This window comes from Robbsia betulipollinis (assembly GCF_026624755.1).
GTDB lineage: Bacteria > Pseudomonadota > Gammaproteobacteria > Burkholderiales > Burkholderiaceae > Robbsia > Robbsia betulipollinis.
The window spans coordinates 1,246,795-1,261,670 of the sequence record NZ_JAPMXC010000001.1; the positions used below are offsets into that span (position 1 = coordinate 1,246,795).

13 protein-coding genes are annotated in these 14,876 nt (G+C 66.3%); 4 read left to right on the plus strand and 9 right to left on the minus strand.

Annotation, left to right across the window (positions count from 1 at the left end; all coding sequences use genetic code 11):
- Window positions 1-172: 172 nt before the first annotated feature.
- Window positions 173-1,147 (minus strand): LysR family transcriptional regulator, encoded by a 975-nt coding sequence (locus OVY01_RS05460; protein ID WP_267846257.1) that lies wholly within the window; start codon window positions 1,145-1,147, stop codon window positions 173-175.
- 135 nt (window positions 1,148-1,282) lie between these two features.
- On the opposite strand from OVY01_RS05460, the gene OVY01_RS05465 reads away from it, so the two are divergent.
- The 4 genes from OVY01_RS05465 (at window position 1,283) to OVY01_RS05480 (ending at window position 4,736) form a co-directional block, all read left to right on the plus strand.
- Complete coding sequence (locus tag OVY01_RS05465) at window positions 1,283-1,708, plus strand: RidA family protein (RefSeq protein ID WP_267846258.1); 426 nt, start codon at window positions 1,283-1,285, stop codon at window positions 1,706-1,708.
- Between the two features lie 82 nt (window positions 1,709-1,790).
- Window positions 1,791-2,231 (plus strand): type II 3-dehydroquinate dehydratase, encoded by a 441-nt coding sequence (locus tag OVY01_RS05470; protein WP_267846260.1) that lies wholly within the window; start codon window positions 1,791-1,793, stop codon window positions 2,229-2,231.
- A gap of 30 nt (window positions 2,232-2,261) precedes the next feature.
- Window positions 2,262-3,512, plus strand: coding sequence for a flavin-containing monooxygenase (locus OVY01_RS05475; protein ID WP_267846261.1), 1,251 nt, complete (start codon window positions 2,262-2,264; stop codon window positions 3,510-3,512).
- Between the two features lie 75 nt (window positions 3,513-3,587).
- Window positions 3,588-4,736 (plus strand): aromatic ring-hydroxylating oxygenase subunit alpha, encoded by a 1,149-nt coding sequence (locus OVY01_RS05480; RefSeq protein WP_267846262.1) that lies wholly within the window; start codon window positions 3,588-3,590, stop codon window positions 4,734-4,736.
- A 7-nt stretch (window positions 4,737-4,743) separates the two neighbouring features.
- On the opposite strand, the gene OVY01_RS05485 is transcribed toward OVY01_RS05480, so the two are convergent.
- The 8 genes from OVY01_RS05485 to OVY01_RS05520 all read right to left on the minus strand — a co-directional run bounded on the left by OVY01_RS05485 (window position 4,744) and on the right by OVY01_RS05520 (window position 14,861).
- A complete protein-coding gene (locus OVY01_RS05485; protein ID WP_267846263.1) occupies window positions 4,744-5,397 on the minus strand; it encodes a hypothetical protein in 654 nt (217 codons plus the stop codon).
- 220 nt (window positions 5,398-5,617) lie between these two features.
- Entirely contained in the window at window positions 5,618-6,316 is a 699-nt protein-coding gene (locus OVY01_RS05490; RefSeq protein ID WP_267846264.1) for a response regulator, read from the minus strand.
- Window positions 6,313-9,108 carry a DUF4118 domain-containing protein gene (locus OVY01_RS05495; RefSeq protein WP_267846266.1) on the minus strand — a complete coding sequence of 932 codons (2,796 nt, stop codon included), beginning with the start codon at window positions 9,106-9,108 and terminating at the stop codon, window positions 6,313-6,315. Before OVY01_RS05495 ends, OVY01_RS05490 begins: the two co-directional genes overlap by 4 nt.
- Window positions 9,108-9,761: a potassium-transporting ATPase subunit KdpC gene (gene kdpC, locus OVY01_RS05500; protein ID WP_267846267.1), complete on the minus strand. Its 654-nt coding sequence runs from the start codon at window positions 9,759-9,761 to the stop codon at window positions 9,108-9,110. Before kdpC ends, OVY01_RS05495 begins: the two co-directional genes overlap by 1 nt.
- Window positions 9,762-9,849: 88 nt before the next feature.
- Window positions 9,850-11,925, minus strand: a complete 2,076-nt coding sequence (gene kdpB, locus OVY01_RS05505) for a potassium-transporting ATPase subunit KdpB (protein ID WP_267847675.1) — start codon at window positions 11,923-11,925, stop codon at window positions 9,850-9,852.
- 158 nt (window positions 11,926-12,083) lie between these two features.
- Window positions 12,084-13,940, minus strand: a complete 1,857-nt coding sequence (gene kdpA / locus OVY01_RS05510; RefSeq protein ID WP_267846268.1) for a potassium-transporting ATPase subunit KdpA — start codon at window positions 13,938-13,940, stop codon at window positions 12,084-12,086.
- On the minus strand, window positions 13,937-14,032 hold the full coding sequence (gene kdpF / locus OVY01_RS05515) for a K(+)-transporting ATPase subunit F (protein ID WP_267846269.1): 96 nt from the start codon (window positions 14,030-14,032) through the stop codon (window positions 13,937-13,939). Before kdpF ends, kdpA begins: the two co-directional genes overlap by 4 nt.
- A 307-nt stretch (window positions 14,033-14,339) precedes the next feature.
- Complete coding sequence (locus tag OVY01_RS05520; protein WP_267846270.1) at window positions 14,340-14,861, minus strand: P-loop NTPase family protein; 522 nt, start codon at window positions 14,859-14,861, stop codon at window positions 14,340-14,342.
- Between the last annotated feature and the right edge of the window lie 15 nt (window positions 14,862-14,876).

Here is a 14,876-nt window from a genome sequence, read left to right on the forward strand (position 1 = left end):
AATCGTCCGCCCGCCGCGTTCCGGCGCAAGCGGGAGGCAGCGGCGGCGCCATTACCTGGACGCAGTGTGCACGCGTGCGCCGGCCGCTTAAATTCGTTTATGGTTTACGACTGGGGCGAGAAAATCCGAAGCAGGGGTCGATGCGGTGCCCGGGTAGATGGCGGCCGATCGCTCACGCCGCGTCCAGGGGCGGACGCACGGCATGCGGATCGAAGAAGCTGGGCGCGGCCATGCCGGGTATGTATTGATCGGAAACGAACATCCGGCAACGCTCGGTGAATGCCGCCACCACGCGCGACTCGCGGACGGTACGGGCGACGGACACGCCCAGTTGCATCGGCCGAAGCGCGCCGGCGAGACGAATCCTGACCAACCGTTTTCCGTCCAGCGAAAGATTGGCCTTGGGCCTGGCGTTGGCGATGGAGTACCCGATGCCATTGGCGACCATGGAACGTATCGTTTCCAGGTTGGTCGAGCGCATGACGATATTCGGCGTCACGCCCGTATGCATGAACAGGCTGAGGAAATACTCCCGGCTCCAGGGAATGTCGAGCAGTATCATGGGTTCGGCGTCGAGCTCCTGCAGACTGACCGCCGAGACGTCCGCCAGCGGGTGCGAGGCGCCCACCATGACATAGGGGGGAAGCTGTGCGAGCGGCTCGAAGTGGATGTCGTCGCTGCTCGCCAGATCGTAGGTCAGGGCAATATCGATTTCGGCGCCGCGCAGTTTTTCGAGCAATTCCTCGTGGTTGCCTTCGATCTGCGTGACCCGCACGCCGGGAAACGCGCGGCCGAAACCGAAGACCAGTTCCGGCGTGATCATGGGCGCCAGCGATTCGAGGCAGCCGACACGCAAGGTTCCGCGGACCATGTTCAGGGAATTCGCGGCGATCGTATACAGGTTGAGCGTCTGTTCGAGAATCAGCTTCGCTTCCTGCAACACCTGGCGTCCGACCGCGGTGAGCGATATGCCCTGGGCATGATGGCGAATGAACAGCTGTATCCCCAGCTCCGCCTCCATGTGCGCGATGGCCGCGGAGATGGAGGGGGACGATACATGAATGCGTTCGGATGCCGCACTGATGCTCCCGGCCTCGCCGGACGCCACGAAATATTCCAGCTGGCGCTGGGTGATACGGCTAAACATCACGTCTCCACGGCATGAACCGACCTTTCACGGGAGCTTCGGGTTTCCCTAAGCAATACCCAAGCAAATGCTAGTTTCCTCGAACCGCGGCAGATGTGAAGCTCTGTTCATTGCCCCCGCCGAGAGCCGCCCGCCATGCCCACCCATACCCGTATCCGCATGTTCAATACCCGGGAAACCTATCCCAACCAGTCGCTCGACAACGACCTCAGCCAGGCCGTGCGCGCGGGCAATACCGTCTATCTGCGCGGCCAGATCGGCACGGATTTCGATGGCAACCTCGTGGGGCTGGGCGACCCGCGCGCGCAGGCGGAACAGGCCATGAAAAACGTCAGGCAACTGCTCGAGGAAGCGGGCTCCGATCTGTCCCATATCGTCAAGACCACCACTTATATCACAGACCCACGCTACCGCGAGCCGGTCTATCGGGAGGTGGGGAAATGGCTCAAAGGCGTGTTTCCGGTCTCCACCGGCCTCGTCATCTCGGGCCTGGGCCAACCGGAGTGGCTCATGGAAATCGATGTGATCGCCGTCATCCCCGATGCGCCGTCTCCCACGTGAATCCGTTCACGGCAGCGGCGCGCAATCGCCCGCCCTTCCCGCTTGACAACATGTGGCCGCCCGTCCGGCGCAAGGAGTTGCGATGCCCCATACCGTATTTTTTCTCAACGGCCCCAACGCCAATCTGTATGGGCGGGACAAGGGCGGCGCCTACGGCCACGACAGCTTCGCCAGCATCGAAGCACGCTGTCAGCGTCACGCGGCCGGGCTGGGGCTGGCACTGGCATTCCGGCAGAGCAATCACGAAGGGGTGCTGGTCGACTGGATCCAGGAAGCGCGCTCGCAGGCCGACGCCATCGTCATCAACGCGGCCGGCCTCACCTATACCTCGATCGCCATCCTCGATGCCCTGCTCTCGTTCGACGGCCCGATCATCGAGGCGCACATGAGCAATATCTGGAAACGCGAAAGCTTTCGCCACCATTCCTTCGTGTCCAAGGCCGCCACCGGCGTCATCGCCGGTCTGGGCGCATCGGGCTATTGCCTGGCGTTGAGCGCCCTGGCCGAACTGCTGGAAGCCTGATCCGGGTCGACCGCCTTTGGAGAAATGCCTATGTCAGTAGAAGAAATCAACACCCTGGTCGTCGGCGCCGGTCAGGCGGGTATCGCGATGAGCGAGCATCTCTCGCTCATGGACGTTCCGCATATCGTGCTGGAACGCCACCGCATCGCGGAACGCTGGCGCTCCGAGCGCTGGGATTCCCTGGTAGCGAACGGCCCCGCGTGGCACGACCGCTTTCCCGGCATGCAATTCGACGACATGTCGCCCGACAGCTTTCCGGCGAAGGAACGCATGGCCGCCTACTTCGAGGGCTATGCCGAGATGCTGAAGGCACCGGTTCGCACGGGCGTGGACGTGCAGCGCGTGGAACGTCTGGCGGGGCGCCGGGGTTTCGCGGTGACGACGTCGGCCGGGGTCATCCACGCAGCCAACGTCGTGGCGGCCACCGGCCCCTTTCATACGCCGGCGATCCCGGGCATCGTTGCCGGCCATATCCGGGTGGAACAGCTCCACTCGTCGGCGTACAAACATCCGGGACAGCTCGCCGCAGGCGCCGTACTGGTGGTCGGCGCGGGCGCCTCGGGCTCGCAGATCGCCGAGGAATTGTGCCGGGCGGGGAAAACGGTGTACCTGTCCGTCGGCGAGCATTACCGCCCTCCCCGCGCGTATCGCGGTCGCGATTACTGCTGGTGGCTGGGGGCGCTGGGCCTGTGGGACGAAGTCAGGATCACGCCGAAGAAGAAGCACGTCGCCTTCGCCGTCAGCGGCTACGACGGGGGCAAGACCATCGACTTTCGCCGCCTGGCACAGGCGGGGATCACCCTGGTGGGCCTGACGCAGGCCTGCCACGACGGGGTCATGACGTTCGCGCCCGGCCTGGCCGCCAATGTCGCCGAAGGAGACCGGGCATACTTCGACGTGCTGCGCGAGGCGGACGCCTATATCGCGCGAAATGGGCTGCCGTTTCCGCCGGAGCCCGACGCCTGGACGCTGCTGCCCGATCCCGACTGTCTTACAGATCCGATTCTCGCTCTGGATCTGGAGGAAGCCGGCATCGCCACGATTCTCTGGGCGACCGGCTTCCAGTTCGATTTCAGCTGGCTGCACGTGAACGCGTTCGACGCGCGCGGCGAACCGTTTCATAAACGCGGTATCTCGGCGGAAAGCGGCATCTATTTTCTCGGTTTGCCAAACCTGGTCAACCGGGCGTCTTCTTTCATTTACGGGGTCTGGCACGATGCGAAATTCATCGCCGACCATATCACCCTGCAGAACGCGTACCTGTCCTACGGGAAACCTTGAGTCGAAACGCGCATCCGTCGAATCGACTCTGCCCCACCCTTTTCTTCGACAACGGGCCTTTGACAAGGAACAGCGATGACAGTGGCTTCCGCTTTGCCCCAAGACACCCAGGACATCGTACGCAACCTCCAGGCGAACTGCGAACGCCCCTTCGACGATGCGCTGGCCATGCCCCCCGGCGTGTACACCTCCGCGGGATTCCTGGCGCTCGAGCAGGAACGAATCTTTAAAAAGGAATGGCTTTGCGTGGGCCGGGCGAGCGCGCTGCCGAATGCCGGAGACTATCTGACGACGACCATCGCCGATCAGCCGATCGTCGTATTGCGCGGCGAGGATCGGTCGATCCGCGCCATGTCGAACGTCTGCCTGCACCGTATGTCTGTCCTGCTGGAAGGCCGCGGCAATGTCCGGCGCATCGTGTGCCCCTATCACGCGTGGAACTATGCGCTCGATGGCGCGTTGCGCGCCGCACCGCTGATGGAGCGCCAGGCAGGGTTTTGCAAAGCGCACTACCGGCTGCCGCAAATCCGCACGGAAGTCTGGCAGGGGTGGGTCTATGTGACCTTGAACGAAGACGCACCGGCGGTCGCGCAGCAACTGGCCGAGCTCTCGGCCTTGATCGACGACTACGGCATGGCGTCCTACGTGGAGACGTTTTACGAAGAACATACGTGGAACACCAACTGGAAGCTGCTCGCCGAAAACTTCATGGAGAGCTACCACCTGCCCATGCTGCATCGCGCGACCGTCGGTCCGCATTCGAAACTCGAGGAAATGGAATGTCCGCCTGGATTGCCGGCGTTCAACTACCACTGGATCACCAAGGAAGCGTCGCTGCCTATCGGCAACGCGCATCCCGACAACACCCGTCTGGCAGGGCACTGGCGCAGGACGACGGCGTTGCTCGCGGTCTACCCATCCCACTTCATCACGCTGACGCCGGGTTATTTCTGGTATCTCGTATTGCAGCCCGTCGGGACCGACCGCGTCCACATTCGCTTTGGCGGAGGACTGGCGCCCGAGTTCATCGCGGACCCGCAAGCGGCGGACCATATGCGCGCGCTGAAGACGCTGCTCGACGACGTGAACGCCGAAGACAGGCGCGGGGTGGAGGCGGTGTTTCGCGGCGTGCAGGCGCCTCTGGCGCGCCCCGGGCATCTGAGCCATCTCGAGCGGCCGAATTACGATTTCGCACGCTATCTGGCGGCGCGGCTGGTCACGTGAAACGCGCTCAGTAGGCCCGATACGCGTAAGGGCTTTCGACGGACTCGACCGGGCCATAGCCGCGCCCCGAGTAGTCCATCGGCGGCGGCGGCGCCGGCATCCAGACGCGCGGCGCCGGCCGAACGTAGACGTAACGCGCGGGCCGCACATAGACCGGAGGCGGCGGCGCATAGGCTTCGACGTCCTCCTCTGGATCCGCCGCGTAAGGCGGCGCGCCCGCGTAGACGTTCTGCTGCGCGACGTATTGCATCGGCGGCGATCGCACGGGTTGCGCGACCGCATACCCGGCATACCGCTGCCCGGGTGCCGCACGCGGATCGACGTACGCGGCGGGGGGAGGCGCCACGCGTCTCGGATCGACGTCGACCTCGGCGACACGCGTCTGCGCGGGCAGCGGCGGAAGTTCCGCCACGCGTTGTTTCGCCTCGGCCTCCTTGCGCCCCGCGATCAGGCCGTTGCGATAGGCTCGGGCGACATCGGTCATCCGATGCTTCGGATCCTCCTGAATGCCGTCCGCGTTGACCAGGTATTCATTGGGTGACAGCGTGCGCGCGACCGCCGTTTCGCCATGATCGTAGTCTTCGGCCTGCCCATCCGCGTGCGCCAGCGTGCTGGCGCCGGCAAGGAAAGCGAACATCGACACAACCCAGCGTTTGTTCATGGTTCGCTTCCTTTCAAAGAAGATGACGGGCGCCAGGGAAAGCCAGACGTTACGCTGGATCTCCTGGGAGCCAGTGTAAAATGTCAAATTAAATTGTTTCATCTTATTTTTTCGCCGGCCGGCCGAGCGGTGGCCATATCGTGGCTTGCGCACGACGCCACACGGGCCGGGCCGGCAACCTCCATCTCGAAAGTTCGACGATCCGGCGCCCTCGCGTGGACTATTCGACGCCGGCCAGCCGATAACCGACACCGGTCTCGGTCACCAGGTGCGCCGGCTGCGCGGGGTCGCGTTCGAGTTTTTGCCGCAGATTGCCCATGTACACGCGCAGGTAATGCGTGTCCTCCGCGTGCGCCGGTCCCCACACCTGCGTCAACAACTGGCCGTGGGTCATCACGCGGCCCGCGTTGCGGACCAGCGTCGTCAACAAACGAAATTCGACAGGCGTCAGGTGCAGATGCCGGCCCGCGCGGGTGACGCTGCGCGCGGCCAGATCGAGCACGACCTCGCCAAAGCGCACCTGCTGGGCGCCGGCCTCGCCGACGCGGTTGCGGCGCCGCAGCAATGCGTGAATGCGCGCCGTGAGCTCCCCCACGCCGAAAGGCTTGGTCAGGTAATCGTCGGCGCCGGCCTCGAACGCGGCAACCTTCTCGGCCTCCCGGCTGCGCGCGGAGAGGACGATCAGCGGCATGTCGGCCCAGGTGCGTATCTGGCGAATGACGTCGAGGCCGTCGATATCGGGCAGTCCCAGATCGACAATCAGCAGGTCCGGCTTGCGCGTCGCGGCGGCCTGCAGGCCCTCCCGGCCGGTCGTCGCCTCGGTGACGGTCATGTCGCGCAAGGCGAGTTCGGTGCGGACGAAACGCCGAATCTGCTTGTCGTCCTCGATCAGAACGACGGAGATGGATGGCTTGGTCATGGTGCGTGGTCGAGCGTGGGCGGTTGGGGGTCGTCTTCCGGCATTTCCGGCGGCGCGCCTTCGGGCGGCGCTTCGTTCGCGGGCAACGTCAACCAGAAACTCGCGCCGACGACCTGTCCCCCGCCATCCCGCCGGTTGCGCGCGCCGATCCGCCCGCCGTGCGCTTCGATGATCGCACGGCAGATGGCCAGCCCGAGGCCCACGCCCGGCTGTGCGGATTCCTTCTCGCCGCGCGCGAATTTCTCGAAAATCGCCGCCTCCGAGCCGGGCGTCAGGCCCGGGCCCAGATCGTCGATCGTGATTTTCAGGAACGTCCCGTCCGGTTCCCGGACCGTTGCGGCATCGATCGCGAGCGCCGTGCCGGGATGCGCGTATTTGCAGGCGTTCTCCAGCACATTGACCAGCAGGCGTTCCATCAGCACCGCATCGAGTTTCACGAGCGGCAGGTCCGTGGGCATGCGCACCGTGACCGCGCGGGAACCCAGCACGCGGCGGCACACCGCCAGCGCGGCGCCCACCACTTCTTCGAGCATCGACCACTGCCGGTCCAGCCGCACGCCCCCCGCCTGCAGACGCGCCATGTCCAGCAGATTGTTCACCAAACTCACCATGTGCAGCGCTTCGTCATGGATCGCCTCCGCCAGTTCCACCGATTGCGCGCCGGGCACGTCCGCCCGCTGAAGCCCCCCGGACAGCACCGCCGCCAGTCCGACGATACCCGTGAGCGGCGTGCGCAGGTCATGGGAAATCGTCGCCAGCAGGGCATTGCGCAGACGCTCCGACTCCATGCCGACCAGCGCGTCCCGGGAGATTTCCACGTAGTGCACCCGTTCGAGCGCCAGCGCGATCTGCGCGGCGAAGGTATCGATCAGCCGTTGCTGTTCGGGCAGCGCCAGTTCGTCCGGGCGCGCGGTGATCAGCGCCAGCACCCCGCGCGTGCGCATCGGCGCCTTGAGCGGCAGATAATACGCCGCGCTGGCGGGCAGCGTGTCGGTACCGAAGCCCGCGGCCTGTTGCTTGTCGTACACCCATTGCGCAACGTCCGGACGCAAGGCGTCCGGCGGCAACGCCGTCGCGGGGTCCGGTTCCTCGAGCTTCGGCCGGACCCGCTCCGCGCTGTCGGGCAGGAGGATGGCCATGCGCGCGCCGAACACTTCGCTGATGTGACGCGTGGCGATCTCGATGATCTGCGCGTCGGTGAGCGCCGCGCCCAGTTCGCGCACCATCGCGTACATCGCCGCGGTCCGGCGCTCGCGCCGGGAGGCGCCGCGCGCCTGATGCCGCAGGCGCGAGGTCAGGTGACTGATGCTCAGCGAGGTGATCAGCATCACGGCGAACGTCAGCAGGTATTGCGTATCGGAGATGGCGAACGACATGCGCGGCTGGACGAAAAAGAAATCGAACGCCGCCACGCTCAGGAACGACAGATAGACGCCCGGCCCACGCCCCAGACGAAACGCGGCGAAGACGACGCCCAGCAAATACAGCATCACGAGGTTCGCCAGATCCATGTGATCCGAGACGGCCCCGGCGAGCGCCGACACCGCCGCGGCGATCAGGCTGGCGGCGGCGTAGGCCCGCCATCCGGGACGCGGCTCGCCCGCCGCGACGGTGGCGAACAGGGTCGGGCGTTGGGCGGGACGCGGCACGCCATCGGCACGCGGATCGGCGATCGAGGTCAGATCGAAGTCGCCCGCCACCGCCGCCAGCTGGTCGGCGAAGGGCGGTTTGAGCAGCCTCGCCCAGCGGCGGCGCGTCGGTTTTCCCGCGACCAGTCGCGAGACATTGCGCATGCGCGCATAGGCGACGAGCGTCGCGGCCGCGTCCGCGCCTTCCAGCGTGACGGTCTCGGCCCCGAGTTCGGCGGCGAGCTTCAGCGCGTCGAGCGTGCGTTTGCGCAATGCGTCCGGCAGGCGCTGCAGCGCCGGGGTCTCCACATAGACCGCCAGCCAGTCCGCCTTCAGACTGGCCGCCAGCCGGGACGCGGACCGCACGAGCATCGCGCTCTCCGTGCCCGGACCGATACAGACGACCAGCCGCTCGCGTGCCTGCCAGAGGCGCTCGATGGATCGGTCCGCCCGGTATTCGCGCATCTGCGCATCGACGCGATCGGCAGTACGCCGCAGCGCGAGTTCGCGCAGCGCGATCAGGTTGCCCTTGCGGAAGAAGTGATCGACCGCCCGCGCGGCCTGCTGCGGCAGATAGACCTTGCCGTCCCGCAGCCGTTCGAGCAACTCCTCCGCGGACAGATCGATCAGCGAGACTTCGTCGGCTAGATCGAAGACGCGGTCCGGTACGGTCTCGCGTACGCGCACGCCGGTGATCTGGCCGACGATGTCGTTCAGGCTTTCGAGGTGCTGGACGTTGACCGTCGTATGCACATCGATGCCCGCGTCCAGCAATTCGTGCACGTCCTGCCAGCGCTTGGCGTGCCGCGTGCCGGCGACGTTCGAATGCGCGAGTTCGTCCATCAGGATCAGGCCGGGCCGCCGCGCCAGCGCCGCGTCCAGGTCGAATTCGGGGAAGGCCCGGCCGCGGTGGACCACGTCCCGCAGCGGCACGGTTTCCAGGCCGTCCAGCAGCGCGCGCGTTTCCTCGCGGCCATGCGTCTCGACCACGCCGATGACGACGTCCTCGCCCTCCTGCACACGACGGCGGCCCGCCTGCAGCATCGCGAAAGTCTTGCCGACGCCGGCCGACGCGCCGAAGAACACCTTGAGCCGCCCGCGCCGGCGTTTCTCTTCGTCGCGCTGGAGGCGATCGAGCAGTGCGTCGGGGTCGGGCCGTTCCATCAATGACCTGGCAGGGAATCAGGTGGCGAGGCGGCTCGGAAGCCGGGCTGGGCGGCATCGAGCGCGAGGTTCAGTGCCAATACGTTCACGCGCGGCTCGCCGAGCACCCCCAACTGCCGGCCCTGGGTCTGCTCGGCGATCAGCGCGCGGACCCGCTCCGGCGCCAGACCGCGTGCCCGGGCCACGCGCGGCATCTGGTAAAGGGCCGCGGCCGGGCTGATTTCGGGATCCAGGCCGCTGGCCGACGACGTCACCAGGTCCACGGGTATCGGCGCTGGGTCGGCCTGGCCCGGTCCGGCCCGACCGGGCGCGGCGTCGCGTGAATCGGCGGCGCGCAGCGCGGCGATCCGGCCCTTGATCGCGTCGACCAGCGCCGGGTTGGTCGGACCCAGGTTCGAACCGCCCGACGCGCTCGCATTGTACGGGTTCGGCGCCGTCGCCGACAGCCGTCCCCAGAAATAATACGGCGCGTCGAACTGCTGACCGATGAGCCGGGAACCGACCACCTTGCCCTGCCGCGTGATCAGACTGCCGCCGGCCTGGTCGGGGAACGCGACCCGGGCGAACGCGGTGACGAACGCCGGGTAGGCCACTCCCGTCACGCCGACGAGGGCGGCGAAGAGAACCAGTACGGGACGAAGTGTGTTTTTCATTGTCGGAATCCGGGGAAGACGGGGGAAAACATCGGGACGGGGTGCACGTGCCTGGGGGCGTGACCGAGGGCATGCCTGGACGTGCGTTTCATGCCCAGCCGCACGCGGTCATGAGCATGTCGATCAGCTTGATACCGGGAAACGGGATCAACAGCCCTCCCACGCCATAGAGCACTAGATTGCGGCGCAGCAGCGCGGCGGCGCCCAGTGGCCGGTACGTCACGCCCTTGAGCGCGAGCGGGATCAGCACGACGATGATCAGGGCATTGAAGATCACCGCCGAGAGGATCGCCGACGACGGTGAGTGCAGATGCATGATGTCGAGCGCCCGCAACTGCGGATAGGTGGTCGCGAAGGCCGCGGGAATGATCGCGAAGTATTTGGCGACATCGTTGGCGATCGAGAACGTCGTGAGCGAGCCGCGCGTCATCAGCATCTGCTTGCCGATCTCGACGATCTCGATCAGTTTGGTCGGGTTCGAATCCAGGTCGACCATATTGCCGGCCTCCTTCGCGGCCTGCGTGCCGGTGTTCATGGCCACCGCGACATCGGCCTGGGCCAGCGCGGGCGCGTCGTTGGTGCCGTCGCCGGTCATCGCCACCAGCCGCCCCTCTGCCTGATGCGCACGGATCATCGCCAGCTTGGCCTCCGGCGTGGCTTCCGCGAGAAAATCGTCGACGCCCGCCTCCGCGGCGATGGCCGCCGCCGTGAGCCGGTTGTCGCCGGTGATCATCACGGTCTCGATGCCCATCCTGCGCAATTCCGCGAACCGTTCCTTGATGCCGCCCTTGACGATATCCTTCAACTCGATGACGCCGACGACGCGGGCCGACCCGTCGCGCCGCTCGGCGACCACCAGCGGCGTGCTGCCGCGACGCGACATCTCGTCCACGGTCGTGCGTACGCCCTCCGGATAGTGGCCACCGTGCGCCTCGACATATTGCCGCATCGCGCTCGCCGCACCCTTGCGAATCTCCCGCTCGGGAAGGTCCACGCCGCTCATTCGGGTCTGCGCGCTGAAGCCGATGAACGTGGCCTGCAACTGCGTCATGTCGCGCTCGCGCAGATTGAAGCGCTGCTTGGCCAGCACCACGATACTGCGCCCCTCGGGCGTCTCGTCGGCCAGCGACGCCAATTGCGCCGCGTCCGCGAGCGTCTCCTCGCCGATCCCCGGCGCCGGCGCGAACGACGACGCCTGCCGGTTGCCCAGGGTGATGGTGCCGGTCTTGTCGAGCAGCAGCACGTCGACGTCGCCCGCCGCTTCCACCGCGCGCCCCGACGTGGCGATGACGTTGGCCTGCAGCATCCGGCTCATGCCGGCGACGCCGATCGCCGACATCAGGCCGCCGATCGTGGTGGGAATCAGGCACACCAGCAACGCCACCAGCGCGGTGATGCTGACGACCTGTCCGGCTTTCGCGATCTCGACGGCGAACATCGAGAACGGCAGCAGCGTCGCCGTCGCGAACAGCAGCACCAGCGTCAGCGCCACCAGCAGGATCGTCAGCGCGATCTCGTTGGGCGTTTTCTGGCGCCTGGCGCCCTCGACCATCGCGATCATCCGGTCCAGAAACGCCTCGCCCGGGTTGACCGTGACGCGCACCACGATCCAGTCCGACAACACACGCGTGCCGCCCGTCACCGCGCAGAAATCGCCGCCCGACTCCCGGATCACCGGCGCGGATTCGCCGGTGATGGCGGATTCATCGACCGCCGCGACACCGTCGATCACGTCGCCGTCGGCGGGCACGGTATCGCCCGCCTGGATCAGCACCGCATCTCCCTTGCGCAGCGCGGCAGCGTTCGTCAGGGCGATGGCGGCCTGCGCGTGCACGAAGGGCTGCGCCGGCGGCGTGCTCAACTTGCGCGCCATCACATCGCGCTTGGCGTGGCGCAGCGATGCCGCCTGCGCCTTCGAGCGGCCCTCCGCCAGCGCCTCGGCGAAATTCGCGAACAGCACCGTGAACCAGAGCCAGAGCGTGATGGCCAGGATGAAACCCGCGGGCGCCGCCGCGACGCCGGTCAACGCGGCCAGCCACAGCACCGTGGTAAGGAGGCTGCCCACGTAGACGCAGAACATCACCGGGTTGCGCAACTGGGTACGCGGTGCGAGCTTGCGCAATGCCTCGATGCAGGCGGGCCTGAGCAGGGCGGGATCGAACATCGCACGCGTGGCCGAGCGCGGCACGCCGTTGCGCTCCGGATCCGGGGGACCGCCGGGCGCGCTCGCGCTGCCGGGCGCGGCGGCCGCTGCCGCCGTTTTCTGGATGATCGACGTCATCGTTTTTCCTTGGTCGGAAAGAGGCTTATGGGGTGGCGGGCTTATCGAGTCGCGGGCTTATCGAGTCGCGGGCTCAGGGGGTCGCGGGCCTGGGGAGTCGCACGCATCGTCAGGTGCTCGACCACCGGGCCGAGCGCGAGCGCGGGAACATAGGTCAGCGCGCCCACCAGCACGATCGTGCCCAGCAGCAGCGTGACGAACAGCGGGCCATGGGTCGGCAGGGTCCCGGCGGTCTGCGCCAGCCGCTTCTTGCCCGCCAGCGCCCCCGCGATCGCCAGCACCGGCACGATCCAGACAAAGCGTCCCAGCCACATCGCAATGCCCAGCAGGACGTTGTAGAACGGCGTATTGACCGTCAGTCCCGCAAAGGCGCTGCCATTGTTGTTGGCGGCCGACGAGAACGCGTACAGCACCTCGGAGAAACCGTGCGCGCCCGGGTTCAGGATCCCGGCCGCGCCGGCGCGCGACATGACGGCGATGGCCGTCCCGATCAACACCAGGAACGGCGTGAGCAGGACCGCCACTGCCACCATCTTCATTTCATAGGCCTCGATCTTCTTGCCGAGATACTCCGGCGTGCGGCCGATCATCAAACCGGCGATGAACACCGCCAGCACCGCGAAGGCGAGCATGCTGTAAAGCCCCGACCCCACGCCGCCGAAGATCATCTCCCCCAGCTGCATGAACAGCATCGGCACCAGGCCGCCCAGCGGCGTCAGCGAATCGTGCGCCGCATCGGTGGCGCCGCTGGACGTTGCCGTGGTCGTCACCGTGAAGAGCGCCGACTGCGCGATGCCGAAGCGCGTTTCCTTGCCCTCCGCATTGCCGCCCGCTTGCAGCGCGCCCGCGTCCTGATCGACATGCAGCGTCGCGAACACCGGGTTGCCCGACTGTTCGAACGCCAGTTCGGCGCCCACCCCCACCGCGAACGCGATCGTCATCGCCGCCAGCAACGCCTTGCCCTGCCGCCGGTCGCCGACCATCTCGCCGAACACCACGCACAGCGCCGCGGGAATCAGCAGCATCGCCAGCACCTGGACGACATTGCTGAGCGGCGTGGGGTTTTCGAAGGGATGCGCGGAATTGGCGTTGAAGAATCCGCCGCCATTGGTGCCGACCAGCTTGATCGCTTCCTGGGAGGCCACGGGGCCGAGCGCGAGCGTCTGCCGGTCGGCCTTGCCGTCCTGCATCACCGGAGTGCCTTGCGCATCCTTCAGCGGGTTGCCCGCCGCGTCCAGTTTCGGCGTCTGATAGGTTGTGGTTTGCAGCGTCGCCACCTCCCGCGACGGCGCGAAGGTCTGGATCACGCCCTGGCTCGCCAGCACGAGCGCCACCCCCACCGCGAGCGGCGCCAGCACGTACAGGGTGATGCGCGTAAGGTCGACCCAGAAGTTGCCGATCGTCGCCGCGCCGTGCCGCGCGAAACCCCGGATCAACGCGACCGCCACCGCGATGCCGGTTGCCGCCGACAGGAAATTCTGCACGGTCAGCCCGACCATCTGCGCGAAATAGCCGAGCGTGCCTTCGCCGCCGTATTCCTGCCAGTTCGTATTGGTGACGAAGCTCACCGCCGTGTTGAACGCGGCGTCGGGCGTCATCGCCGCCATTGCCTGGGGATTCAGCGGCAGCCATTGTTGCAGGCGCAGAATCGCGTAGAGGAACACCGTTCCCAACCCGCTGAAGAGCAGCAGCGAGAACCCGTAACGCCGCCACGACATTTCCGCGTCGGGGTCCACGCCGGCGAGCTTGTAGAGCCCGCTTTCGAGCGGGCGGCCCAGCCGGCGGACCGCCCAGGCGGACCCGTCGAAAACGGATGTCATGTACCGTCCCAGCGGAAAGGCGAGCACGAGCAGGACCGCGATGACCAGAAGCGGCTGCAGCAAGGTAGGCGCGTTCATTCCAGATCCTCTGCCTTGAGCAGTGCGTAGACGAGATAGACGAACAACAGCAACGACGACGCGCCGGCCAGCCATACCGTCCACGTGATCATGGCCGGCCCCCGGGGGCGCGGCGCAGCCTGTCGCAGGCAATGATCAGCAAGGCGCTCAACGCGCAGAAACCGGCGATGCCGGCGAGATAGAACACGTCCATTTTTTCTTCGACCTCGGGAACCCATTTGACTGGATCGAAGCGTATCCGAACGCGTATCAATTTCTTGACAAGAATCGGGGCGGCGTCATCAAGAAACCGTAAAGATTTCGATAGGCGTCGGGGTGCGGCCGATTCCAGCGGGGTCGGGAGGCGTTCGCGCTTGCCGCACGCGAGATGTCGAACAGGTCCGGGAGGGAGGATCCCGGTCAGCGGCCGTGTTCGACCCGATGCGGTCGCGCGGCATCACGGGCGAATGCCGTGACCTGGTCGGTGGTGGTCAAACGTACCTTGTCACGCGTGAAGGTATGGAATATCGCCGCATGGGCAGAGTACGAACTCGATCCGCTACGCGACCGGTACGTCTTCGCCCATTCCAATAATGACTCGAAAGATTGCGCTGACGCGCCGCGCCGCATGCCGCGTCGTTGAACGTTTGCGACACATTCGGACTCGTCGATGCCGAGCCAGACCAGCGCGGTGGCGGCGGGAAGAATCTCGGACACGATCCAACCGTAGATGCCCTCGATCACCCAGCGCTCCGCGTCAGCAGCCGCGCGCGCCATCGCGATCACGTCTTCTCGCTTCCGGGCCAGGTCATATCCCCCGGACTCCCAATTGAACAGGTCGAGATCGATCCACGTGCCACCTTGCAAAACGGCCAATCGCTCTGCGAGCCAGCTCTTTCCCGACCCCGAGTTTCCGATCACCAGGGTTTTTGCGAGATTCATTCGTTAGGGTTCACA

What these genes read in the sequence shown, in the direction of transcription:
- OVY01_RS05495 (WP_267846266.1), bottom strand. Translation starts at nt 9,108, where the DNA reads ATGGAACGGCCCGACCCCGACGCACTGCTCGATCGCCTCCAGCGCGAC.
- kdpC (WP_267846267.1), bottom strand. Translation starts at nt 9,761, where the DNA reads ATGAAAAACACACTTCGTCCCGTACTGGTTCTCTTCGCCGCCCTCGTC.
- OVY01_RS05480 (WP_267846262.1), top strand. Translation starts at nt 3,588, where the DNA reads ATGACAGTGGCTTCCGCTTTGCCCCAAGACACCCAGGACATCGTACGC.
- kdpF (WP_267846269.1), bottom strand. Translation starts at nt 14,032, where the DNA reads ATGATCACGTGGACGGTATGGCTGGCCGGCGCGTCGTCGTTGCTGTTG.
- kdpB (WP_267847675.1), bottom strand. Translation starts at nt 11,925, where the DNA reads ATGTTCGATCCCGCCCTGCTCAGGCCCGCCTGCATCGAGGCATTGCGC.
- OVY01_RS05485 (WP_267846263.1), bottom strand. Translation starts at nt 5,397, where the DNA reads ATGAACAAACGCTGGGTTGTGTCGATGTTCGCTTTCCTTGCCGGCGCC.
- OVY01_RS05490 (WP_267846264.1), bottom strand. Translation starts at nt 6,316, where the DNA reads ATGACCAAGCCATCCATCTCCGTCGTTCTGATCGAGGACGACAAGCAG.
- OVY01_RS05520 (WP_267846270.1), bottom strand. Translation starts at nt 14,861, where the DNA reads ATGAATCTCGCAAAAACCCTGGTGATCGGAAACTCGGGGTCGGGAAAG.
- OVY01_RS05460 (WP_267846257.1), bottom strand. Translation starts at nt 1,147, where the DNA reads ATGTTTAGCCGTATCACCCAGCGCCAGCTGGAATATTTCGTGGCGTCC.
- OVY01_RS05475 (WP_267846261.1), top strand. Translation starts at nt 2,262, where the DNA reads ATGTCAGTAGAAGAAATCAACACCCTGGTCGTCGGCGCCGGTCAGGCG.
- kdpA (WP_267846268.1), bottom strand. Translation starts at nt 13,940, where the DNA reads ATGAACGCGCCTACCTTGCTGCAGCCGCTTCTGGTCATCGCGGTCCTG.
- OVY01_RS05470 (WP_267846260.1), top strand. Translation starts at nt 1,791, where the DNA reads ATGCCCCATACCGTATTTTTTCTCAACGGCCCCAACGCCAATCTGTAT.
- OVY01_RS05465 (WP_267846258.1), top strand. Translation starts at nt 1,283, where the DNA reads ATGCCCACCCATACCCGTATCCGCATGTTCAATACCCGGGAAACCTAT.